General features: G+C 45.0%; 25 protein-coding genes. 3 read left to right on the top strand and 22 right to left on the bottom strand.

Going from position 1 to position 24,221, the window contains the following annotated elements:
- Positions 1 to 32 precede the first annotated feature (32 nt).
- Positions 33 to 2,453, bottom strand: coding sequence for a hybrid sensor histidine kinase/response regulator (locus R7H07_RS15110; protein ID WP_065274306.1), 2,421 nt, complete (start codon positions 2,451 to 2,453; stop codon positions 33 to 35).
- A 51-nt stretch (positions 2,454 to 2,504) separates the two neighbouring features.
- Here R7H07_RS15110 and R7H07_RS15105 point away from each other — a divergent pair, with 51 nt between their 5' ends.
- Positions 2,505 to 3,116 carry a YecA family protein gene (locus R7H07_RS15105; protein WP_114139468.1) on the top strand — a complete coding sequence of 204 codons (612 nt, stop codon included), beginning with the start codon at positions 2,505 to 2,507 and terminating at the stop codon, positions 3,114 to 3,116.
- A 73-nt stretch (positions 3,117 to 3,189) separates the two neighbouring features.
- Here the strand turns inward: R7H07_RS15105 and R7H07_RS15100 are convergent, their stop codons facing one another.
- The 21 genes from R7H07_RS15100 to aspS form a co-directional block, all read right to left on the bottom strand.
- On the bottom strand, positions 3,190 to 4,356 hold the full coding sequence (locus R7H07_RS15100; RefSeq protein WP_042522104.1) for a glutathionylspermidine synthase family protein: 1,167 nt from the start codon (positions 4,354 to 4,356) through the stop codon (positions 3,190 to 3,192).
- 8 nt (positions 4,357 to 4,364) lie between these two features.
- Entirely contained in the window at positions 4,365 to 4,934 is a 570-nt protein-coding gene (locus R7H07_RS15095; RefSeq protein WP_025766906.1) for a DUF1190 domain-containing protein, read from the bottom strand.
- Positions 4,935 to 4,942: 8 nt separating this feature from the next.
- Entirely contained in the window at positions 4,943 to 5,359 is a 417-nt protein-coding gene (locus tag R7H07_RS15090; protein ID WP_206959089.1) for a DUF350 domain-containing protein, read from the bottom strand.
- A complete protein-coding gene (locus tag R7H07_RS15085; RefSeq protein ID WP_017635053.1) occupies positions 5,359 to 6,402 on the bottom strand; it encodes a potassium channel protein in 1,044 nt (347 codons plus the stop codon). Before R7H07_RS15085 ends, R7H07_RS15090 begins: the two co-directional genes overlap by 1 nt.
- Positions 6,403 to 6,520: 118 nt before the next feature.
- Complete coding sequence (nadA, locus tag R7H07_RS15080; RefSeq protein WP_042522106.1) at positions 6,521 to 7,582, bottom strand: quinolinate synthase NadA; 1,062 nt, start codon at positions 7,580 to 7,582, stop codon at positions 6,521 to 6,523.
- Between the two features lie 251 nt (positions 7,583 to 7,833).
- A complete protein-coding gene (gene ybgF / locus R7H07_RS15075; protein ID WP_005378285.1) occupies positions 7,834 to 8,586 on the bottom strand; it encodes a tol-pal system protein YbgF in 753 nt (250 codons plus the stop codon).
- A 15-nt stretch (positions 8,587 to 8,601) separates the two neighbouring features.
- Positions 8,602 to 9,126: a peptidoglycan-associated lipoprotein Pal gene (gene pal / locus R7H07_RS15070; RefSeq protein ID WP_005378293.1), complete on the bottom strand. Its 525-nt coding sequence runs from the start codon at positions 9,124 to 9,126 to the stop codon at positions 8,602 to 8,604.
- Between the two features lie 30 nt (positions 9,127 to 9,156).
- On the bottom strand, positions 9,157 to 10,509 hold the full coding sequence (gene tolB / locus R7H07_RS15065; protein WP_005387925.1) for a Tol-Pal system beta propeller repeat protein TolB: 1,353 nt from the start codon (positions 10,507 to 10,509) through the stop codon (positions 9,157 to 9,159).
- 15 nt (positions 10,510 to 10,524) lie between these two features.
- The gene (tolA, locus tag R7H07_RS15060) at positions 10,525 to 11,589 is read right to left on the bottom strand and encodes a cell envelope integrity protein TolA (RefSeq protein ID WP_053303231.1); all 1,065 of its coding nucleotides are present in this window, start codon (positions 11,587 to 11,589) and stop codon (positions 10,525 to 10,527) included.
- 13 nt (positions 11,590 to 11,602) lie between these two features.
- Positions 11,603 to 12,046 (bottom strand): ExbD/TolR family protein, encoded by a 444-nt coding sequence (locus tag R7H07_RS15055; RefSeq protein WP_005378298.1) that lies wholly within the window; start codon positions 12,044 to 12,046, stop codon positions 11,603 to 11,605.
- Positions 12,047 to 12,049: 3 nt separating this feature from the next.
- The gene (gene tolQ / locus R7H07_RS15050) at positions 12,050 to 12,748 is read right to left on the bottom strand and encodes a protein TolQ (protein ID WP_005378301.1); all 699 of its coding nucleotides are present in this window, start codon (positions 12,746 to 12,748) and stop codon (positions 12,050 to 12,052) included.
- A complete protein-coding gene (gene ybgC / locus R7H07_RS15045) occupies positions 12,738 to 13,157 on the bottom strand; it encodes a tol-pal system-associated acyl-CoA thioesterase (protein WP_017820044.1) in 420 nt (139 codons plus the stop codon). Before ybgC ends, tolQ begins: the two co-directional genes overlap by 11 nt.
- 172 nt (positions 13,158 to 13,329) lie before the next feature.
- Entirely contained in the window at positions 13,330 to 13,632 is a 303-nt protein-coding gene (gene ybgE / locus R7H07_RS15040) for a cyd operon protein YbgE (protein WP_005378304.1), read from the bottom strand.
- The gene (cydX, locus tag R7H07_RS15035; RefSeq protein WP_000270284.1) at positions 13,625 to 13,732 is read right to left on the bottom strand and encodes a cytochrome bd-I oxidase subunit CydX; all 108 of its coding nucleotides are present in this window, start codon (positions 13,730 to 13,732) and stop codon (positions 13,625 to 13,627) included. Before cydX ends, ybgE begins: the two co-directional genes overlap by 8 nt.
- A gap of 12 nt (positions 13,733 to 13,744) precedes the next feature.
- Positions 13,745 to 14,881 carry a cytochrome d ubiquinol oxidase subunit II gene (gene cydB / locus R7H07_RS15030; RefSeq protein ID WP_053307471.1) on the bottom strand — a complete coding sequence of 379 codons (1,137 nt, stop codon included), beginning with the start codon at positions 14,879 to 14,881 and terminating at the stop codon, positions 13,745 to 13,747.
- Between the two features lie 17 nt (positions 14,882 to 14,898).
- Positions 14,899 to 16,485 (bottom strand): cytochrome ubiquinol oxidase subunit I, encoded by a 1,587-nt coding sequence (gene cydA, locus R7H07_RS15025; protein WP_005378311.1) that lies wholly within the window; start codon positions 16,483 to 16,485, stop codon positions 14,899 to 14,901.
- A gap of 461 nt (positions 16,486 to 16,946) precedes the next feature.
- Positions 16,947 to 17,951: a Holliday junction branch migration DNA helicase RuvB gene (gene ruvB, locus R7H07_RS15020; RefSeq protein WP_005378312.1), complete on the bottom strand. Its 1,005-nt coding sequence runs from the start codon at positions 17,949 to 17,951 to the stop codon at positions 16,947 to 16,949.
- 287 nt (positions 17,952 to 18,238) lie between these two features.
- Positions 18,239 to 18,850: a Holliday junction branch migration protein RuvA gene (ruvA, locus tag R7H07_RS15015; RefSeq protein ID WP_005378313.1), complete on the bottom strand. Its 612-nt coding sequence runs from the start codon at positions 18,848 to 18,850 to the stop codon at positions 18,239 to 18,241.
- A 67-nt stretch (positions 18,851 to 18,917) separates the two neighbouring features.
- Positions 18,918 to 19,439 (bottom strand): crossover junction endodeoxyribonuclease RuvC, encoded by a 522-nt coding sequence (ruvC, locus tag R7H07_RS15010; protein ID WP_005387909.1) that lies wholly within the window; start codon positions 19,437 to 19,439, stop codon positions 18,918 to 18,920.
- A gap of 92 nt (positions 19,440 to 19,531) precedes the next feature.
- Positions 19,532 to 20,278, bottom strand: a complete 747-nt coding sequence (locus R7H07_RS15005; protein WP_005378402.1) for a YebC/PmpR family DNA-binding transcriptional regulator — start codon at positions 20,276 to 20,278, stop codon at positions 19,532 to 19,534.
- Between the two features lie 142 nt (positions 20,279 to 20,420).
- Entirely contained in the window at positions 20,421 to 22,199 is a 1,779-nt protein-coding gene (gene aspS, locus R7H07_RS15000; protein WP_154204712.1) for an aspartate--tRNA ligase, read from the bottom strand.
- 273 nt (positions 22,200 to 22,472) lie between these two features.
- Between aspS and R7H07_RS14995 the strand changes: the two genes are divergently transcribed.
- Together R7H07_RS14995 and cmoA are read left to right on the top strand one after the other, a co-directional pair.
- The gene (locus R7H07_RS14995; protein ID WP_206959087.1) at positions 22,473 to 23,339 is read left to right on the top strand and encodes a DUF72 domain-containing protein; all 867 of its coding nucleotides are present in this window, start codon (positions 22,473 to 22,475) and stop codon (positions 23,337 to 23,339) included.
- 93 nt (positions 23,340 to 23,432) lie between these two features.
- Positions 23,433 to 24,170 carry a carboxy-S-adenosyl-L-methionine synthase CmoA gene (cmoA, locus tag R7H07_RS14990; RefSeq protein WP_154204714.1) on the top strand — a complete coding sequence of 246 codons (738 nt, stop codon included), beginning with the start codon at positions 23,433 to 23,435 and terminating at the stop codon, positions 24,168 to 24,170.
- Positions 24,171 to 24,221 lie beyond the last annotated feature (51 nt).

Below are 24,221 nucleotides of genomic sequence, written 5' to 3'. Positions count from 1 at the left end.
GAACAATTCACAGTTGCGCCATATTGATTCAGTTATGGTGAGGCCAGCAAAATCGTTAATGTATCGATATCATCTTGGTCTGGGGATTGCTGACGCTTTAAGTTACTTCTTATCCGTTCAGCGACTGAAGAAACGTCGTCACTGAGTTCAAGGGGAGCCTCCGCAATGATCGCTGAAATAGCCTCAAGTGCTTCATTAAGATGTCCATTATCTAGAGCGACATAGAAGTTGAGTAACCACTTTTCAGCATTAAAGCTATCTGCTGCATTTCCATCAAAGTCCGATTGGTACTGATATAACTGTGTCGCATGAAGATACAGTGCATCATTTAATTCAGACTCCACTATTGGTTTCGCTATTATGTGGTCTGCTCCTACATTAATCATACGTTCTTGTGTTTCTTTGAACACATCCGCTGTACAGCCAAAAATCAGTACCGACTTAGCAGGTGAACTCATTGCTCGAATGGCTGATATGGCCCCAACGCCATCTAGAACAGGCATATGATTATCCATCAGTATCAAATCAAATGGTTTGATCGCAACCTCATCGACTGCAAGCTGACCATTTTCGACACTTGTGCACTCAAAGCCCTTGGCTCGGAGGAAAGTTTCCATAATGATCGCATTTGTTCGGTTGTCTTCAACAATGAGTGCTTTCAACCCTTTACAGTTCAATTTATGTGTATTGATTGACTCTACTTTACCCGGCTTGCAAGGTGTAAGGGCAATTTCGACAGTAAAAGTCGTTCCAGCGTCCTCCTGACTCTCTACAACCACTTGCCCACCCATATGTTCCGCGATTTCTTTGACTATTGCTAAACCAAGCCCTGTACCACCAAACCGTCTAGTCGTTGATGACTCCGCTTGCTCAAAAGGACGAAAAATGCGTTTTTGTGCCTCTTTTGAAATACCAATTCCTGTATCTTTTACCTTTAGTATCAGCTTGGTGCCTGCCTTACTCGATTTCTCGGCTAGCTCTACCTCTACGATGCCACGATCGGTGAACTTAACAGCGTTATTGAGTAGATTGAACAGTACTTGACGCAAACGGGCTTTGTCATTGTTGTACCAACGACCCGTTGGTAAATGCGAGACGACTCTAAAGCGAAGACCTTTTTCTGCACATAGAGTTTGATAAACACTCTTGATACTGCCGATAATCGACTCAATTGGGAAAGGCTTATTTTCAAACTCAACATGCCCTTGTTCAATTTTTGAGTAATCTAAAATCTCATTGAGTAATGTCATCATGTGATCACCTGAATCATAAAGTGTTCTCAGGTGCTTACGCTGCTCATCGGTAAGTGGTGTTTTTAACAGTATCTGGGCAGTTCCTAGTACACCGTTCATTGGTGTGCGAATCTCGTGGGACAATGTGGCTAAGAATGCCGTTTTAGCGTTTGTCGAAGCCTGAGCTTTTATTCTCTCCTGCTCTAAATAGATCGTCTTTTCATTGAACTTCTCGATAAGCTGTCCGATTTCGTCATCGCTATCGTAGTCAATATCTATGATCCCACCAGTTTTCGAGTCATCAATCTTAGCGGCAATGCGAACAATTGGTTCAACAATATAGCGATTCAGTAAGTAGTAACCGACCAAGACACACAAGAGCAAAAATGGAATGATCCTCCCCTCAACGCTCATCACTTGTTCAAACACTTGATCGGCGACTTTAGCTTTTGCGTTGACAACTTCCATGCGCCAATCGAACTCTCCGAAATCAAGCTCGCTGACATAAATTTCGTCCGTCAGTTGAAAGTTGTGTTCAATAATCACGTTTGAGTCAGCATCGCGAACCACTACCCCCAAAGAATGCTGGTTCGTGTGCTCTCGAATAAACTGAAAAAGTGCATCAAGTGATAGGTCTACCGTTACAACTCCAGCGAATCGACCGTTTTGGTAGTACGGAGAAGACGCGGTAATCATCTGGACCTGAGTAAAGGTATCGATGTAAACCGTAGACCAACTAACAGAACCTACCGGAGCATCGGCGGCAGCGACATACCAGGCTTCATTATCATAACCGCCAGATTCGGGGTTATTGTAGGAGTGAATTTGGTCAATACCACTATCACTGTTTTTATTGAAGAATAGACTTTTATATCTCCATTGTTCTGCTTTTAGTTCGGGTTTAGGCCATACGCCACCACTAACAAGCATCTTGTCACTCAATTGAAGTATATGTGGAATTATTGTGTTGAGAGATTGAATATTTTCAGTCCCTTGGGCTAGCCCTACTAAGCTGCTCAATACACCTGTAGAACTGAGGAGGGGCTCTTTTATCTCAAGAGCCAGGAGTTGGGTACGTAACTCTAGGTTTTGCTCTAGCTTTTGTCTAACCGGTGGCTCAACAACCAAATAGGCGACAGAACCGATAGTGGCGATAAAGAAGCACAGGTAAAGTGTTAGGGCGAGAATGCTTTTTTTTCTAAGTGATGAGTGAATTTCCATAGATGTGTGAATCATTCCCTAATATCGATTTATCACTAATTGATTGGTAAGATGAGCGCAATCAACCAGCCCATTAACAAATGGTATTCTATTTTGAAACTACAAGACATCCTTTCTCTCCCAGAACTTGACGGTAAACTACTAAACCTAGCAAAAACTCAAGGCTTTGTAACAGCGATGGCTGCAGCGCCAAACGTATTAATGCCTCAAGAGTGGTTGCCATTCTTATGGGGTGGAGAAGAAACAGCGCCATTTACTGACGGTGAACAACTAGAGCAGTACATTGACGAGATTGTACAAATGTGGAACCAAACTCGTCCCGCTCTCCTAGAAGGCACTTGGCAGTGGCCTGCAGGGTGCGCGCTAGATGAGCAAGACATTGTAACAAGTCAGGCTCGCGATTTCTGTGAAGGTGTATTACAAGGCTGGCAACTTGCGCGTGATGACTGGGAAACGTTGATGCCTGAGGATAGCGAAGATAATGTCCTACTCGGTGGTGTTTTACTTTCTCTTACTATGCTTTACGACCCAGAAACAACCATTGAAACATTGGCCGAACAAGGTATGGAAGGCTTAGAGCAGTTTGAAGAGATCTTCAATGCAATGCCAGTGATGTTATGTGGTCTTACCCAGCGCGGTGTTGCATTAGCTGAAGAACAATAGACGCAACGCTGTCGACCATCAACATTGAACGGCTGAATAGACAAAAAGCTCTCCAAATGGAGAGCTTTTTTGATCATGTTAAAATTACATGTGGAATATACCGCGCCATATCTTGAGTCACTAAGCTACTGTCTTCCCTAATCGAAATACCGGCAGCTCTATCATTGACCAACCAACTGCCAATTAACGTATGGTTGTGCCCAAACTTAGGTAGTGGATGGTATTGCTGGACGATATTGAATTTAGATTCATAAGGCCCTGACGTTTTAACAAAACGTTTTCCATCGATGACGATCTCGATGTTCGCGCCCTCTCGAGAAAATAGTGGCTTGATGACATAATCTCTCATAGTGTTCGCTTTTGAATCGTTAGCAAAATAAGCGGGCAAAAGGTTCGGGTGATTAGGAAAGCGCTCCCACAATAACGGTAAAAGTGCTTTATTGGATAGAATCGACTTCCACATCGGTTCTAACCAGTTTACGTTCGCAGTCGCTAAGTACTTCGCATATTCCTCTTCAAACATAAACTCCCAAGGGTAAAGCTTAAACATCCAACGAATCGCTCTGTCGTCAGCATCCACAAACAGACCATCTTCCGTCACTCCAATATCTTCGACATGCACGAATGCCGTTGCTAACCCTGCCTCTCGCGCGCAATCCTCTAAATACTGGACAGTCCCTTTATCTTCTTCAGTGTACTTGCAGCAGCTAAAGTGAAGTGTTTGTCCTGGTTGGTATTTTGCTATTTCGGCAAAGCGCTCGATCAAAAAGTCTTGAAGAATATTGAATTGATCCGCGCTCTGGTGAACTCGACCTTTATTTACAACATCTTCTAGCCACACCCACTGCCAAAAGCCAGTTTCAAACAAGCTGGTTGGCGTATCCGCATTGTTTTCCAGTAATTTTGCTGGCGAGGTCCCGTTGTACGCGAAATCCAGCCGCGAATAAAGCGAAGGTTCGCTTCGTCTCCATGAAGAAGCGACCTGCTCCCACATAGATTCAGGGATCGCACATTGCGTCAGCAACCGCTCACTCCGAACGACTTCATCCACAATAGCCAGGCACATCTGATGCAGCTCTTCAGTGGGCGCTTCTATATCGCGCTCAATTTGCTCCAGCGTGAATTGATAGTAAGCACTCTCATCCCAATACGGTTGGTCATACATGGTATGGAAACCAAAACCAAACTGGCGTGCTAATTCACGCCAGTTTTCGCGCTCTTGTATTTCTCGTCGAAACATAGTGCTTTTTAACCGCCTCGACTGACCGACACCGCTTTACCAAACCCGCCTCGAGACATCGCCCTGCCAATGGTGCCGCCACCACGTTTATTAAGGCTATTCGTCGCAACTTTGGTCGGCTGATTTCGGTAGGAGCCAAAGAATTGCCCTGCTCCATTATAGAATTTGGATTTATAACGGTACATCGGCTCTGAGTAATAGCTCTTGTTATAACCTTTCAACCCGCTTAATGAGCGACTGTAAAAAAAACCGCCAAAGTTAGGTACATAAGCTCGGGAACTGGAACTGTAGTAACAATCATCCTCGTAGAAATCATTCTCGCATTCGAACTCGCTGCGGTAGCGAGGGGCATTTTGTTCGGCACGAGCTAAAGCTTCTTGGTATGCAATGTCACACTGTTCACTAAACTCAGGCGAGTTAGATTTACACTCATCAGCATCAGAAAAAATGTACCCTTCTGTTTTTGACTCGTACGTAGCAAAGAAGAAAATACCACCAAAGGCAGCAAAGGGAAGAATTTTCCCAAGCTTTAAGCTTTTGTCCATGGAAGAACGTTTAACGTTAGAACTCCGCTTCATCGTTCCTCCTAGTAAGTCATGCAAGCGGCATTCAATACGCCGACCGAAACAGAAACTGCGGCTAATACAATACCGGCTGGCAGTTCATCTTTTTCGATACGCTCTGCCACTTTCGGAAGTAAAATAAAGCGTACAATTGCAAATGCGATAATTTGAGCAAGCATTGCAACAACGCCCCACACCATAAAATCGACGATATTGACCGAGTTTTTTGCCGCCCCCGAAACCGCGAGACAATAACCAAGGAAGGCCCCACTTAGCGCAATCGCTGCTGCTGTATTTTGTTTTTCTTTGATCAGATGCCACTCATCGTATGGCGTCAACTTGACGTAGATGAACTTAAACGCCAATACAAAAATAATAGAAACAGAGAAATAGAGTAAAAAGTTTGGGAAGCCTGCTAACAGGCCGGCAATCATGTGCATTATTGTTCCTTGTTCATTTCTTTCCAGGCAAAATCTTCAATACGTTCATCTGCAATGTAAAACAGCTTGGTACTCGCGGGTACTTCAGCATCTAAATCTGGGTTGAGTTGAATACCATCGCCAATATCAAAAGCAATCAGCGTGGCATGATGGCGTCTTTTGAGAAAAACGAAGAGATTCTCAATAGTGGTGGCAGACTGACCCTCGGGATAAATAACTGAGTATTGCGTCATACCTCGTGTTGAAGCCAAAAGCTCCTGATGAAGCGCACTTGAGCCCGGGTCAACCGCCGCTTTTGCCAACATTTCTGCGCCAACAGCAGGTATGCATTCCGCTTTCGGGCAATGCTGACTTAGAAGTCGGCCTAGCGCTTCATCTTTAAAGTAAGCGACCAAATGAGCGGAAGGGTTTACAGATGCGCAGTATAGAGCGGCTGACAAGGTAATGTCGTCCGAGAGATTATCCACAATAATGCAAGCGGCTTCGGCAATATTGGCGTTTTTCATTTCTTGCGAATCGGTATAACTGGTCACTTTGATAAAACTGATTTCGCCAGGTAACGGGTTCTCTATTTCTGAACGGCTGCATAAAACAATCGGACGCTTTCCCTCTTCTTCATGTTGTAACATGCGAATAAGGTGCATCGTTCTCGATCCATTCCAGCCCAACAATACAATATGGTTTTCCACTCTTACTCTCCGTTTTCCTAAAATACCCGCTCGCCAATAGTCCATCGCTGCTCCAGCGACACGCCCCAATAATGCGGCGAATAAGCTCAAACCGCCGGGGATTACAAATAGTACGACAACCCATTTACCCAAATCTGTTACTGGAGAATGGTCGCCATAACCCACCGTACTCGCCGTAACCATGAGGTAATAGATAAAGTTAGCGAAACTGTCTGTTAATGCTGTTTCACCAGCGAGAACCAGCAGCCACCATGAAAGGCTCACATATAAGCCACTAAAGATGAGAAGGCTTCGGTTGCTCAATTTAAAAAGGTGGGAACTAAGCCACTTTTTAACTACTAACCACACCGCCATAAATTTATGACCTCGATATTCATTGATTGCATCAATAGTAACTCATTGATAGTAAGACACAAAAAAACCAGCCATATTCGGCTGGTTTTTGAGATTTATTTTCAGTTACGCCTACTTTTTAAGCATTACCTTTCACTTGCATATTTAGCTGCTCAGCAAAATCTAGCATGCGGTTAAGCGGGATAAGGGATTTAACACGCAGTTCTTCGTTAACAAAAATCTCGTGCTCTTCACCACCTTCACTAAGCGCTTTCTCAATTGCTTTCAAACCGTTCATTGCCATCCAAGGACAGTGTGCACAGCTGCGACATGTTGCGCCTGCACCTGCGGTTGGCGCTTCGATAAGTTCTTTCTCTGGCACAAGTTGCTGCATTTTAAAGAAAATGCCTTTGTCTGTCGCAACGATCATTTGTTTGTGAGGAAGCTCTTTCGCTGCTTTGATCAGCTGACTCGTTGATCCAACGGCATCGGCAAGTTCTACGACGCTTGCTGGTGACTCAGGGTGAACCAAAATAGCCGCATCTGGATACACGCTCTTCATTTTTCGTAGCGCATCAGCAGAGAACTCATCATGAACCACACACTCACCCTGCCAAAGCAGCATATCTGCGCCAGTTTTGTTAGCGATGTACGATCCTAGGTGACGGTCTGGTCCCCAAATAATTGGCTTATCTTCAGCGTCTAAGTGTTCCACGATTTCAAGCGCAATGCTCGATGTAACGACCCAGTCGGCACGGGCTTTAACCGCTGCTGAAGTATTTGCGTAAACTACAACCGTATGATCAGGGTGAGCATCACAAAACTCGCTGAACTTATCCGCAGGACAGCCAAGGTCAAGCGAACATTCCGCTTCCAACGTTGGCATTAGAATGCGCTTTTCTGGTGTCAGAATTTTGGCCGACTCGCCCATAAAGCGAACACCACCAATAATCAATGTACTTGCAGGGTGACGATTACCAAACTTCGCCATTTCCAACGAGTCACCAACAAACCCGCCAGTGTCTTCAGCTAGGGCTTGAATCTCAGGGTCGGTATAGTAGTGCGCGATAAGTACCGCATCTTTTTCTTTGAGTAACTTTTTAATACGCTCAATGTAAGATGCTTTTTCTTCTTCGCTTAATGGAACTGGTTTCGGTGGGAATGGGTAAACAGTGTCGATTTTATCTAATATATGGCTCATTGCTCTTGCTCTACGCAACTTCCTTTAATCCGAGTATTGTAACCTCGTTAATTTTCAAAAACCAACTTGTCGCGGGGATTTCTAGCGGTCTAGCCGTATATCTTTGTTACAGGTAGCATTTCCGAGTAGCGAAATTCGGTGCAACATAAGGTCAGAGGCTCTGCATCATTGCTATCGACTTAGCCGTTCTGCACCAACAGAAAATGGAAAAGAAAAAGGAAGCCGAAGCTTCCTTTTTAAAACATAACGTCTTACAGCTTAGAGCTGGCAAGTTTTGCAGATGCACTACCTGGGTATTCATCAACCACTTGTTGGTAGTACTTTTTCGCTTGAGCTGCATTGTTATTACGCTCAGCGATTTCGCCTAACTTAAGCAACGCATCGGCTCGCTTATTGGAGTCTTTATAAGACACCACAGCGGCAAAACTTTTCACTGCATCCTCATCCTGCTTTTTAGCGAAGTACAACTGACCTAACCAGTAGTGAGAATTCGCTGAATATGTAGAATCAGGATAATCTTTCTGGAACTGCTGGAACGCTGCAATTGCACCAGTGTAATCACGCTTTTTGAGAATCAGGTCAACTGCATTCTGATATGCCGTTTGCTCATCAACATTTGGAGTGTACTGGCCACCTGTTTTCACAGGTTGTGCTTCTTGTGCAGGTGTGGATTTTATCTCTCCACGAACACGATCCAGCTCGACAAACAACTCACGTTGACGTTGCAACATTTGTTTCATTTCGTAGCTATTTCGCTCTAATTGACCACGCAATTCACTGATCTCTTGTGACATTTGGTCAATTTGCTGTTGCATTTGGAGCTGAACGCGATTGCGATTTTGTAGCAAACGTTCTAGACGCTCTACTTCCGTTTCAGATGAACGGCTCTTAGAGACGGATGATGTGCTGTTGAGATCGGATACTGGAGCTGGTGCAGCGAACGCAAAGTTCGCTGCACTTGCCAGTAACGTAAGCGCAACAGCGCGCTTAGTGTTACTGAACATGAGGATTACCTCGAATTAGTATACTAGAACCGCGCGACGGTTCTTAGCGTAAACTTCATCTGATTGACCTAGAAGAAGTGGCTTCTCTTCACCGTAGCTAACGATTGAGATTTGGTCAGCTTGAACACCTAGTGCTTGTAGGTAGTTCGCTACTGCTTGTGCACGACGCTCACCTAGAGCAATGTTGTACTCAGGTGTACCGCGCTCATCAGCGTGACCTTCGATAGTTACGTTAAGTGCTGGGTTCTTGCTTAGGTAAGAAGCGTGAGCCGCTAGCATCTCTTCGTAATCTGCTGCAATTGTTGAGTTGTCAAAAGCAAAGTAGATTGTTTGAGTTTCACGTAGCGCTTGCTCTTTTAGCTCTTGCTCTGTCAACTGACCGCTTTGATCAATTGGCGTAGCTACTGTTGTTTCCACTGCGCCATTGTTGTTTGTTGCTGCACCAGTGTTAGAAGCAGCGTCGTCGCTTGAACTACACGCTGTAACAGCCATTACAGGAAGCGCGATTAGTAGCCCTTTTAGAACCTTGTTCAGTTGCATCTTATTTTCCTTTATTAATCAAACTTATTACTACAAAAACGGTGACCATGCAGGCGCTCGAACACGCCCATTTGTTGCCGGTAATCTAGCTTTGAATCGACCATCAATTGACACCATCGATAGTACGTTTTTCTTGTTGTAAATCGAGCTATACACAACCATGCCACCGTTTGGGGCAATACTAGGAGACTCATCAAGCAAGGTCTTAGTTAAGACTTGAAGAGCACCAGTTTCCAAATCTTGTTTCGCCAAATTAAATCCTGCGTTGCTGCGGTTCACCATAACTAGGAATCGCCCATCAGGAGTAATCTGACCACCCAAATTTTGGCTGCCTTGCCAAGTCAAACGGTCAATAGAACCGCTGCCCAAATTTACTTGATAAATCTGTGGTTTACCACCCCTATCCGATGTGAAAATCAACGATTTTCCATCCGGATGCCAGAACGGTTCCGTATTATTTGATCTGCCACGCGTAATTTGCGTCAGCTTACGAGTGTTAAGGTCAAACGTATAAACATGAAGCGAGCCTGTTTTAGAAAGAACAATCGCTAACTTATTGCCATCTGGCGAAAATCTTGGCGCACCATTGTGACGTGGGTATGAAGTAATTTTCTCACGTTCACCGGTGTAGATGTTCATGATGAAGATTTCTGCTTGGCCATTTTGGAAGCTAACATATGCAAGCTTTTTACCATCGGGGGACCACGCTGGTGACATTAATGGTTGTTTAGAGCGTAAAACCAGACGCTCATTGTAGCCATCGTAATCAGCGACTCGAAGTTGGTAAGGGAAACGGTCTTTATCGTTCACTACCACATATGCGATACGAGTCATGAAAGCGCCACGGTCGCCAGTTAACTGCTCATACACCAAATCAGAGATACGGTGAGCGTACTCACGCATACGAGGCCCTTGAACAGTGGCTACTTTATTGAACAGCACATGATCTTTTGACAGGACTAATTCACCGTCACTACCAAGCGCCTTACTCTTCCCACCTGTTAACTGACCACGCACAATATCAACAAGTTGATAGTTGATAACGTAGTCACCTTGGTCGTTTTGCTTGATTGAACCAGTCAATAGCGCATCCACACCTAAATTGGTCCAAGCATCAAAATTAACTTCTGATTCACTGAACGGTGTTTGTGGCATTTTGCTCGTTGGAACTGGGCTGAATTTACCACTACGTTGTAAATCCGAGGCGATAACAGCAGAAACATCCGTTGGAAGCGCTTGTGTGCCCTCCCACTTAAACGGAACAACAGCAATTGGTCGTGCTGAATCAATACCATCGGTAATGACCAACTCTAATGCGGCATTCGCCACATTTGTCATACTGCTAAACAGTACAAACATTCCTAGTAAAAGGCGTCTAATCACGTCTTATTCCTTATTCTAGTATTCAACGGTTAAGTTGATATCTCTAACTTTATCAATAACATCTCTATCTTTAGGCATCGGAAAGTTGCCAACTTGGGCTACTGCACTTTTGGCTGCACTACAAAGACGAGAGTCACCGTTTAACACAGTAACATTACTCACAATACCATCAGTCCCAGTTGGAACTAGCTTCACATTAAGCCTACACGACTTTCCCACAAGATAATCGTCCTTAATGATACGACTCTCTATCAATTGTTTGTAAATTGCACCATAGCGGTCAACTTCAGATTGCACATGTTGATTTTTCGCTTGCTGATTCTGTTCTGACTCACTCTCGAGACCCGCAAAAATATCATCTAACGCGGCTTCTTGAGCTTTACGCTCACGCTCGGCACGCTCAGCTGCTTCTCTCGCTTTACGCTCTCGCTCCGCTGCCTCTTTTGCCGCTTTCTCTTTTGCAATGCGCTCTTGTTCAGCTTTTTCAGCAGCTTCACGCTCACGACGTGCTTTTTCTTCCGCTTCTTTTGCTGCTTTTTCACGAGCTAAACGTTCTTGCTCAGCTTTTGCTATAGCCGCTTCTTTTGCTAAACGCTCCTGCTCAGCTTTACGCACGGCTTCTTCTTTTGCCTTGCGCTCTTTTTCTAGCTTAGCAGCTCGCTCTTTTTCTTTGCGAACACGTTCTTCTTCCTGCTTGCGCTCTTGCTCTTTTTTCTTACGTGCAGCTTCTGCTTCTCGTGCCGCTTGAGCATCTTTCGCTTGCTGCTCTTTCAACTTGCGAATTTGCTCTTCTTCAGCTTTGCGGTTTTTTTCTAGCTGCTCTGCTTCGCGTCTCAGTTTATCAAGACGCTCTTGTTCTTTTTTCGCTGCCTTTTCGCGTTGCTGGCGAATTTCTTTCGCTTGTTGCTGCACAAGTTTTGGATCGATGACAACAGCTTGAACCATTTGCCCTGTAGGCTCTGGTTTAGACATGTTGAAGTCCGTCCCCCAAAGCAGGGCTGCAACTAGAATTGCATGCAAACCAACCGATATTGCTATCGGTTTGGCGTATTGGTTGGGTTTCTTCTTGTGATCTTTCATAGATAATTGATGTCTATTCCCTGATATCGGTCATTAGACCTACCTTAGGGATACCAGCTCGACTTAGTTCATCTAGCAATAGAACAACATCGGCATATGGTGTTGCCGCGTCGCCACCTACCGCAACTGGTGAATCCGGCTTAACCTCTCGCTCCGCTTTCACTCGCACAATAACATCTTGCAACGACAAACCTCGCTGAACTTCTTCATCATTTACGCTTAGGCCTAAATTACCCTCGCTATCAATTTCGATGATAATAAAGCTACTGTCAGTCTCGCCAGCAAGGTCTTGCATAGATTCTGCGGTCGATGTTTTCGGAAGATCAACGTCGACGCCTTGAGTCACAAATGGAGCGGTCGCCATAAAAATGATCAACAGTACGAGCATTACGTCGATATACGGAACAACGTTGATCTCCGCTGTCATTTTTCGCTTTTTAGGTTGATAACCCGCCATGCTTTATTCCTTATCCGCGCTGTCTCGGCCAGCCATCGCTTGACGATGAAGGATGCTGTGGAATTCTTCAGAAAATGTTGCGTAAGTGTGCTCTAGTTTACTCACTTTATTGCTTAGACGGTTGTACGCCATTACTGCCGGAATAGCCGCAAATAGCCCCATCGCTGTCGCGATAAGTGCCTCGGCGATACCCGGTGCAACCATAGACAACGTAGCTTGCTTTACTTCACCCAGCGCAATAAAGGCGTGCATGATGCCCCAAACGGTACCAAATAGGCCGATATAAGGGCTTATAGAACCGACTGTTGCCAAAAACGGTAAGCTTGTTTCTAGCTCATCTACTTCACGAGAAACAGCAACGCGCATTGCGCGGCCAGTGCCTTCCATGATGTAAGCTGGTGAATTTGCGTTGCTCTTACGTAGGCGAGCAAACTCTGTAAAACCTGCGTAGAAGATTTCTTCTGTGCCTTCAATTTCGTCTTTACGCGCTTTTACTTTTTGGTAAAGCTGAGAAAGATCAGTACCCGACCAAAATTTGTCTTCAAACTGCTCTGCATTTTTTGATGCTTGAGAAAGCACTTTGCTGCGCTTGATGATCATTGCCCATGACACAATTGACATGCCAAGCAACGTCAGCATCACAAGCTTTACCAACAGACTGGCCTGAAGAAAGAGATCTAAAATGGAAATATCAGCAGTCACTATTTGTTAGCTCCGAATTTATAAAGGTTGGAATAGCTATTGGTTTCATTTTCTTATTATCGATACATGCTACCTTAACCGAGGCCTTGCACAATATCTTGCCTTGATCATTGACCAACTCTTGACAGAATTGCAGAGAAGCACGTTTTATTTCTGACACTCGGGTTACGACTGTCAGATGCTCGTCCAGCCTAGCCCCTTGGTTGAAATCGATATCCATGTGTCGGACAACAAAGCCGATATTTTGTTCCAGTAACACATGTTGAGAAATGCCTTTAGCACGTAACATCTCTGTCCGTGCGCGCTCAAAGAATTTTAGATAATTAGAATGATATACAACACCGCCCGCATCAGTGTCTTCATAGTACACGGTGATCGGCCAGTGAAAGAGATTTGATGTGCCTTGCAAGGGAGTACCAATATATTCAATTCTTTAAAGTAATTACTATAACTGAAGCGACAGCAATTGGTACCGAGCTAAGGAAATATTTTTGAAATTTGTAGAAAAAATAAAAGCTAGGCGAGATACCTAGCTTTTATTCGATGATTTAGTAACCGACTTTATTACAGCATATTTCAGCCTAAATGAAATAAAGTGCCGTTAGATAAATTAAGATAGCTAACGAGAAATAAGGACTAAACAAAACTTGCCAGTACCAGTTTCTTGGCTTGAAGCCCACCCCATACACCATGCTTGAACATACAGACCAAATCAGTGCTGGTGCGATGATTGAGTTAAAACCACCAATTGCTTGATGGTAAGCTTCAGGGTCCCACATCACCAATCCTACGTGCATAAAGCCAAGGATGAGAGATAAGACTCGTAGCAGAGTCTTATCCATTGGTGCGTGAAGTTTCGCTACCTTATCAGCGAGGTTACTCACTGTCTTTATCCATCATTTCTGAGTGCTCTAGCCAAAGAGCGTTGATGATACCGAATGCACAAGCAAGTAGTACACCTAGAATCCATGCGAAATACCACATAGTAAATGCTCCTTAGTAAAGTGAGTTTTTGTTGTCTTCAATGTACTGGTCATCAAGGCGACCAAACATCTTGTAGTAAGTCCAAGATGTGTAGCCAAGGATGATTGGCACCATAACAAACGCAACGCCTGTCATTAGGTTCAGAGTCAGCTCAGATGACGTTGCATCCCACATTGTTAAGCTGTGGCTTGGCATTAAGTCTGAAGGCATGATGAATGGGAACATCGCAAAACCTGCAGTAAAGATAACACCAGCAACACCCAAGCTTGAAGTAATGAACGAAATCGCACATTTTTCAAGACGAGATGCCAATACAGCGAGAAGCGGCATTGCAACACCTAGTACAGGAGCAGCCCATAGTAATGGGTAGTTTTCAAAATTCTTCATCCACGCACCAGCTTCACGGATAACCTCTTTGTTTAGAGGGTTAGAAGCTGCGTTAGTGTCGATACCGCCAACAATGACGTAGCCATCGATATTTTGGATCCAGAAACCAGCCGCTACAAACGAAGCAACCGTCAGTAAACCAGCCAACTGAGCAACGTTGCGCGCACGCACATGCACTTCGCCTGTTGTTTTCATTTGTAGCCAAGTAGAACCTTGCATCAAAATCATGAACAAGCTTACTAGACCACACAACAGTGCAAATGGGTTTAGTAGACCAAAGAATGAGCCATGGTATGTTGGCATCAAGAACTCACTCAATTGGAATGGTACACCTTGTAGAAGGTTGCCAAACGCTACACCAAAGATGATTGGCGGAACAAAACCACTGATTGAGATACAGATATCCCAGCTATTGCGCCATTTTGGATCTTCGATTTTAGAGCGGTAGTCTAGGCCAAGAGGACGAAGCCATAGCGCTGCTAGTGTCAAAATCATCGCTAAGTAGAAGCCTGAAAATGACGTTGCGTAAACCAAAGGCCAAGCTGCGAACAGTGCACCACCAGCAGTGATAAGCCAAACTTGGTTACCATCCCAGTGAGGAGCAATTGAGTTAATCATGACACGGCGTTGCGTGTCGTTTTTACCGATGATAGGTACAAGCGCGCCTACACCCATATCGAAGCCGTCTGTTACTGCAAAACCAACTAGTAGAACACCGATTAGTACCCACCAGATGAGTCGCAAGATTTCGTAATCAAACATCTTGTTATCTCCTTACCTTACGCTTCTACTTGGCGACTAACTTTGTCTTCAACAGAGTCAGCATTTTGCTCGAAGTGGTAGCGACCCGTTTTCAGGCTACTTGGGCCTTTACGAGCGAATTTCAACATTAGGTAAACTTCTGCAATCAGGAATACCGTGTATAGCGCCAGAATTGCGAAGAGTGAAGTCCAGATTTCACCTGCAGTTAGCGCAGAAGCTGCAACATGCACTGGTAGAATTTCACCTACAGCCCAAGGCTGACGGCCGTACTCAGCGACGAACCAACCCGCTTCAATTGCAATCCAAGGTAGTGGAATGCTAAATAGTGCAGCTTTTAGAATCCATTGTTTCTGTTCAATCTTCTGACGACACGTTTGGATAAACGCCGCACCAAAGACAAACAACATGATGAAGCCACAAGCAACCATGATACGGAATGACCAGAATAGCGGCCATACTGTTGGGATTGAGTCGTCCGCAGCAGCTTGGATTTGCTCTTCTGTTGCATCAACAACATTGTCTGTGTAGCGTTTTAGAAGTAGGCCGTAACCTAGGTCACCTTTCACTTCATCAAACGCAGTCATGTTTTCTTCTGACTTGTCGCCCGCACGAAGCTTCTCTAGAAGTTCATAAGCGTACATGCCGTCACGAATACGATCGACGTGTTCATCACGTAAATCACGAAGACCTGTTACTTGCTCATCAAAAGAGCGTGTCGCGATAATACCCATTACGTAAGGGATCTTAATTGCGTAATCGGTATGCATCGTTTCCTGGTTAGGAACACCAAATAACGTAAATGCGGCAGGTGCAGGTTCAGTGTGCCACTCTGCTTCAATTGCAGCGAGTTTCACTTTTTGAACTTCACCAAGCTCGTAGCCAGATTCGTCACCAAGAACGATGGTAGATAAGATAGCTGCAATACCGAAAGAAGCAGCAATAGCAAACGAACGACGAGCAAACGCAATGTCACGACCTTTTAATAGGTAGTATGAACTGATGCCTAGAATAAACATTGCGCCACAAGTGTAACCAGAAGCAACCGTATGCACGAACTTAACCTGAGCAACTGGGTTTAGTACAACCTCAGAGAAGCTCACCATTTCCATTCGCATGGTTTCGAAGTTGAAATCTGCGCCTACTGGGTTTTGCATCCAGCCGTTTGCGATAAGAATCCAAAGAGCAGAGAAGTTAGAGCCTAGTGCCACAAGCCAGGTAACCGCTAAGTGTTGGCGTTTAGATAGACGATCCCACCCGAAGAAGAATAGACCAACAAAAGTTGACTCCAGGAAGAATGCGACAAGTGCTTCGATCGCTAGCGGTGCACCGAAGATATCACCTACATAGTGGGAGTAGTAAGACCAGTTCGTACCAAACTGGAACTCCATGGTAAGGCCTGTCGCCACACCAAGTGCAAAGTTAATACCGAATAGCTTACCCCAGAACTTGGTCATGTCCTTATAGATTTGCTTGTTCGTCATTACGTACATCGATTCCATAATGGCCAGAAGGAAGGCCATACCAAGGGTCAATGGTACGAATAGGAAGTGATACATCGCTGTCAGTGCAAACTGCAACCGCGATAGATCAACTACGTCAATCATGGTAACTCCTATGTGTCGGCTGAATGACACTCTCTACATATTGCAATCCATATTCAGGTGTTATTTACACTTGAAAAATGTTGAATTATCACAACTCATTGTTGCAAAAATGTGCTTCATTGGTTAGTTAATTGTTAAGCATCAGCTAATATAGCTAGGGCTAATATTACTTGTAAAAACAGATTGTTTCAAAAGGTTTATAGCCGTAACGCGCTTTGATATACATCAATGTTTATGCGCGGAATTTGCACAAAAATCCATCACATTGATCTAGATCAACCAGTATTGGATACGGATGTTAAGAGAGAGTAATCAGGAGAGAAATTAACCAGTTGCAAGCAAACATCGAGTTAACAATCAATGCTTTTTACTTACTAAACCAGTATGAGAAAAAATTCAAAAAATGTGAGTTTGGTCAACTTTAATGAAGCGCTGGGCAACAAAGGCCCAGCGAGGGAATCTTATTTTTCAATTCCGAAATGCAAATACGCACGATCTGTCGCGATTCTTCCACGCGGAGTGCGTTGTAAATAACCTTGCTGAATAAGATAAGGCTCAAGAACGTCTTCAATAGTGTCCTTTTCTTCACCTATCGCCGCTGCCATGTTGTCGAGCCCGACCGGACCACCACCAAATTTTTCCATAATCGCGAGTAGTAGCTTACGGTCCATGTAATCGAAGCCTTCGGCGTCCACATCAAGCATATTCAACGCCTTATCGGCAACATCGGCACAAATGTGACCATTGCCTTTTACTTCCGCATAATCACGAACACGGCGTAGCAAACGGTTAGCAATACGTGGTGTGCCACGCGCACGTCTTGCCACTTCCAATGCACCTTCAGGTTCCATTGATAAACCTAAACAATCCGCGCTTCGCTGCACGATATCTTGGAGGTCTTTTATCTTATAAAACTCAAGGCGCTGAGTAATACCAAAGCGGTCGCGCAATGGTGACGTTAAAGAGCCCGCTCGGGTCGTCGCACCAATTAACGTAAACGGTGGTAAATCGATCTTAATAGAACGAGCGGCCGGACCTTCACCGATCATAATATCCAGTTGATAATCTTCCATCGCCGGATATAGCACCTCTTCAACCATCGGACTCAAGCGGTGAATCTCATCGATGAACAACACATCGTTTTCTTCAAGGTTGGTTAACAGCGCGGCCAAATCGCCTGCTTTCTCAAGTACAGGGCCTGAAGTAGTGCGAATGTTCACTTCCATTTCATTGGCAACGATATTCGCAAGTGTGGTTTTACCCAAACCTGGGGGACCAAAAATCAAAAGGTGATCAAGTGCTTCGCTACGTAACTGAGCAGCTTTAATGAAGATCTCCATTTGGTCACGGACATGGTCCTGACCTTGGTAATCCGCTAATTTTTTTGGCCGAATAGCACGATCAATGACATCTTCATCACGAAAGGCAGGGTTTTCTGGCGCGATTAAACGATCGGCTTCAATCATCTTTTTACCTTGAAAAATGGTTACCTGAGAGAATAATGCCGCTCGTTTAACAGCAAGTGGCATATTTCTATATCTCGTCATCCTGTACAGCGACGAAGGAGCGTGATACAGGATCTTCTATCCGAGCGATTTATGGTCAAATTGTTTCATTAACCGCTCAGCGTGCTGCTATTAGATTCCCAGTCTCGCCAGGCTCGCTGGAATGACACAAAAAAACATCGTTAAGCGATTGGCATTAACCTTAGAGAATGAGTTATCTTGAACAAATGTTCACTGTGCAACCAGCGTTACACCATTGATTTTAGAGCTTCACGGATCATTTGCTCACTGCTCATGTCCGGTTTAGCGATCTGAGATACCACTTTCGACGCTTGAGTCGGCTTGTAACCTAGAGCTAGAAGCGCACTGATTGCTTCTTCTTCCGCGTTGTTGGATGTCGCACCAGAATCCGCAGGAGCAGCATCCGTAAATGGTGTAAATAGATCGCCAGCGCCCCACCCTTTCAAGCGGTCTTTCATTTCAACAACCAATCGCTCTGCGGTTTTCTTGCCAACGCCTGGAAGCTTAACCAGCGTAGAAACGTCTTCATGTTCCACACAAGTAACGAATTGCGTTGCTGTCATACCAGAGAGAATACCAAGACCGAGTTTAGGACCAACGCCATTGGCTTTGATCACTTCACGGAAAAGTGCTCGTTCTTTTACCGTGTTGAAACCGTATAGCAATTGCGCATCTTCACGGACAACAAAGTGAGTATAAATAATGGCTTCTTCGCCAACATTTGGCAGTTCGTAAAAACAGCTCATTGGCATCTGGACTTCATAGCCAATGCCATTAACTTCAATTAATACTTCAGGTGGTTGCTTTTCAATCAGTATGCCACGAAGACGTCCAATCACTATAAATACTCTTTGGAAATGAATTTGCGACAGGATAATAAAGAACTGGATAGACATCCAGTTAATTTTAACGGTAGCGCCCTTTTCTGGCACTGGTTGCTTTGCCCGCTAACGCAACGAGAGTCTTGTTAGTATTGGCATGACAAATCGCCACACCTAAAGCATCGGCTGCATCCGCTTGAGGCTTGGCGGGCAATTTAAGCATCTGCTGAACCATATGCTGAACTTGCGCTTTGTCCGCGCCACCAGTGCCGACGACAGCTTGCTTAATAAGACGAGCCGCATATTCAAATACCGGCAACTCCGCATTCACCGCAGCAACAATTGCACTGCCACGAGCTTGGCCAAGTTTTAGCGCTGAATCCGCGTTTTTGGCCATAAACACTTGCTCGATCGCGAAAACGTCCGGTTGAAACTGGGTAATGATTTCCGTGACGCCTGCATAAATCTGTTTAAGCCGACCCGGAAGTTCTTTTTCTGAAGTACGAATGCAGCCACTACCAAGGTATTGCAAGTGGCGTCCATTTTGACGAATGACCCCATAGCCGGTAATGCGCGAACCTGGGTCAATGCCCAAAATAATTGACATGAATGTTCCTAAAAATGAGGCCTAATTCGGCCTCAGTCTTTTTATTATTACTTGCTAACTTCGGAGCAAATACCGCTCCCGACACCTTGAGTTTAATCTAGCGTAGCCGCAACGTCGTCAGAGATATCACCATTGTGATAAACCTCTTGAACGTCGTCCAGATCTTCCAAAGCGTCAATCAAACGAAGTAGTTTTGGCGCAGTATCCGCGTCCAAATCTGCTTTCGTAGATGGGATCAGCGACACCTCAGCGTTCTCTGCCTCAAACCCTGCGGCATCAAGAGCATCTTTTACGAGTCCAAAATCGCCTGGGGCCGTGTAGACATCAATCGAGCCATCTTCTGCCGTTTCAATGTCATCAGCACCACTTTCTAATGCTACTTCCATTACCGCATCCTCATCTAAACCTGGGCCATATGAAATCACGCCTTTCTTGTCGAAAAGATAGTTGACGCTACCATCCGTCCCCAGATTACCGCCTGACTTTGAGAATGCATGGCGTACGCCAGATACCGTACGATTTCGGTTATCCGTCATACATTCGACCATGACCGCCGTACCACCTGGACCATAACCTTCATAGATCACGGTTTCCATGTTGTCGTCGCCTTCACCACCAGCACCTCGGCTGACAGCGCGATTGACAGTGTCACGTGTCATGTTGTTAGACAGTGCTTTATCAATTGCGGCTCGCAAACGTGGGTTATTTTCTGGCTCACCGCCCCCCTCTTTTGCCGCAACAACGATTTCACGGATTAATTTAGTAAAGATTTTGCCGCGCTTCGCATCTTGCGCTGCTTTACGGTGACGAATATTCGCCCATTTACTATGACCAGCCATAATTCACCTTTTAATGTATTTTGACGCTTAATAACAAAACATGTTCTAAAAGCGTTGCTTGGGAAATTGCTTTGGAAGTTTCTTGGGTTTATTTAAACAAAAACTCCCGCAGTTGCGGGAGTTTTCTTCAAATGTTGTGCGCTTATTCTACGTCTTTTTCTTTCGCTGCAGTCACTGCGATTGCTAGCTCTTCTAGCGCTGCTGGGTTCGCAATACTTGGTGCGTCTGTTAGTAGACACGCCGCTGCTGTTGTTTTAGGGAACGCGATAACATCACGGATGTTCTCTGTGCCACATAGCAGCATTACTAGACGGTCTAGACCAAATGCAAGACCAGCATGTGGAGGCGTACCGAATTTCAGCGCATCAAGCAGGAAGCCGAACTTAAGCTGTTGCTCTTCAGGTGTGATACCTAGAATATCAAATACGGCTTCTTGCATATCTGCGTTGTGGATACGAACAGAGCCGCCGCCCACTTCGTAGCCATTTAGAACCATATCGTAAGCGTTAGAATTTGCCGCAGCAGGGTTTGATTTTAGCTCTTCTGCAGTCACACCTAGAGGCGATGTGAATGGGTGGTGCATCGCGTGTAGGTTGCCTTCGTCATCTTCTTCGAACATTGGAAAGTCAACAACCCATAGTGGAGCCCATGCAGACTCATCCGTTAGCTCTAGGTCTTTACCTAGTTTCAAACGTAGCGCACCCATTGCTTCTGCAACGATGCCCGCTTTATCAGCGCCAAATAGGATAATGTCACCAGATTCCGCTTGAGTACGATCTAGAATGCCGTTGATCACGTCTTCATTTAGGAACTTAGCGACTGGAGATTGGATACCTTCCATGCCCGCTGCACGGTCATTAACCTTCATCCAAGCTAGACCTTTCGCACCGTAGATGCCAACGAATTCACCGTAGCCATCAATTTGCTTACGAGTCAGAGAAGCGCCACCTGGAACGCGAATAACGGCAACGCGGCCTTTTTCGTCGTTTGCTGGACCTGAGAATACTTTGAACTCAACGTCTTTCACTAGGTCAGCAACGTCTACTAGTTCCAGTGGGTTACGTAGGTCTGGCTTGTCCGAACCGAAACGACGAATCGCTTCGCTGAACGGCATTACTGGGAATTCACCTAGGTCAACGTTTAGTAGCTCTTGCCACATTTCACGAACCATTTTCTCAGTCGTTGCACGAACTTGGTCAGCCGTCATGAATGACGTTTCGATATCGATCTGAGTGAATTCTGGTTGACGGTCAGCACGCAAGTCTTCATCACGGAAACACTTAACGATTTGGTAGTAACGGTCAAAACCAGACATCATTAGAAGTTGTTTGAATAGCTGTGGAGACTGAGGAAGCGCGTAGAAGCTGCCTTTGTGAACACGGCTAGGTACTAGGTAGTCACGAGCGCCTTCTGGAGTCGCTTTTGTTAGTACTGGCGTTTCGATGTCTAGGAAGCCGTTGTCATCTAGGAAACGACGAACAAAGCTAGACGCTTTAGCGCGTAGCTTGATGCGGTCGCTCATTTCAGGACGACGTAGATCTAGGTAACGGTACTTCAGGCGTTGCTCTTCAGAGTTCTTTTGGTTGAAATCTAGAGGCAGAACATCAGAACGGTTGATGATTTCAAGACCTTTCGCAAGGATCTCGACTTCACCTGTTGCCATGTCTTTGTTTGCTTGGCTCTCTGGGCGAACGCGCACTTCACCCGTTAGTTTGATACAGAATTCATTACGAAGTGTGTTCGCCACTTCATACGCATCCGCCATATCTGGATCAACAACTACCTGAACGATACCTTCGCGATCTCGCATATCAATAAAAATAAGACCGCCTAAATCACGACGACGGTTAACCCAGCCGCAAAGTTCTACAGTTTGTCCTGCAAGGGACTTGTTCAGGTGACCACAGTAATGGGTACGCATAATGAAATTCCCAATCTCTCAAATGTTGTTAACTACGCTCTGTCAGCCTCATTGCTAAGCAGAGTAAAGATTCAGTTATACGCTGAATGTCCACGAAAATCGACTACTCAACATACAATTACGTGTGTTTTATCATTCACTGGTGCTTTTTAGTACAACAAATGTTCAAAAGCGCACCAAAGCGAAAAAATTGGGGAGGATTATAGCGTGAAATTACCTATTTCAGCAAAACTCTCGTAAAGTATTCACACGAGTATCAAGCAGTAAAGAATAATGGATAACTTACCTCTTCGACTTGGATTGACAATGTGGTCACACAACCAATGGCAACAAAGTTTTTACGGCAGCGGGACAAAGCCCGCTGAACGTTTAGAAAGGTATGCGCAAGTGTTTCATACCGTGGAAGGCAACACGACATTTTATGCCACACCGACGCTCAATACAGTGCAAAACTGGAGAACCGCAACCCACGATGATTTTCGCTTTACTTTCAAACTTCCTAAAGCCATCACTCATGAGCAAATGCTAAGAGGTTGCAGCGAACAACTGAGAGACTTCATGAAGGTCATGGAGCCTTTGCATGACCGTGTGGGCCAATGGACAATTCAATTACCAGCCGCATTTGGTCCTGAGCACCTTGATCGACTGAAAAAGTTCTGTGCGAGCTTTCCACCTAGCTTCCCTCTCGGTGTTGAGGTTCGCCATATGGCATTTTTCTCCAAAGGCGAAGAAGAGCGAGCACTTAACCAATGGTTAGTAGAGAATAATATTGACCGCATTATTATGGATAGCCGCCCAGTCTTTGCCGCTAAGCCCGACAATGAGGCGATTATTGATGCACAAATGAAAAAACCACGAGTCCCTGTTCACGCCATTGCTACCGCTTCACACCCTTTGATTCGCTTTATTGGTCATCCAGAAGAACAGCAAAACTACGAGTTTTTTAAACCATGGCTCAGCAAGTTGCCACAATGGATTGCCGAAGGTAAGCAGCCATATGTCATGATCCATACTGCAGACAATATAATTGCGCCAGAGTTGGCCGCAAACCTATATAAAGACATACAAAAGCGTATCACGATCCCTGAGTTAGCGCCTTTCCCTGCTGACGATGGCAACTCGCAGTTACAGATGTTCTAACGCAACACATGACAGAGGCGCGAAATTCCCATAAAATACGCGCCTTTTTTGGTGCCTGACATTTTCAGGCGGCTTGTATGCAGAGACTTAGTTATGAACCCTAAGAGCAATCCAGATACTATTTTTTCGGCTCCAATCGATAAAATTGGGGATTTCACGTTCGATGAACGCGTAGCGGAAGTATTTCCTGACATGATTCAACGATCGGTACCGGGTTACAGCAATATCATTTCTGCAATCGGTATGCTGGCAGAGCGTTTTGTAAAACCTCACTCAAACATCTATGACCTTGGCTGTTCTTTGGGTGCTGCAACATTGTCTATGCGTCGCCATATCAAACAAGAAGGTTGCCAAATCATCGCAGTGGACAACTCTCCTGCGATGGTTGAGCGTTGTAAACTTCACGTCAACGCTTACCGCAGTGACACTCCTGTGGATGTAGTAGAAGCAGACATTCGCAATATCGAAATTGGAAACGCGTCAGTGGTGGTGTTGAACTTCACTTTGCAATTCCTCTCTCCAGAAGATCGTTACTCCTTGCTCGAGAAAATTTACGCAGGCCTGCGTCCAGGCGGCATTTTGATTCTATCGGAGAAGTTCGTCTTCGAAGATGAAGTGTCGAACGAACTGTTAATTGACCTTCACCACGACTTTAAACGTGCGAATGGTTATAGCGAACTAGAAATCAGCCAAAAGCGCAGCGCGATAGAAAACGTAATGCGCCCAGATTCAAAGAAAGAACATAAAGAGCGTTTCGCTAAAATTGGCTTTTCTAGCTACGATGTTTGGTTCCAATGCTTTAACTTCGGCTCCATGTTCGCGATTAAATAGACCATGCATACAAAGCCTGAACCATACCGATTTCGGCTTTTGTTAATAATT

It is taken from the genome of Vibrio sp. Vb1127 (assembly GCF_033338735.1).
Lineage (GTDB): Bacteria > Pseudomonadota > Gammaproteobacteria > Enterobacterales > Vibrionaceae > Vibrio > Vibrio alginolyticus.
This window is presented reverse-complemented; position numbering and strand designations above follow the sequence as displayed.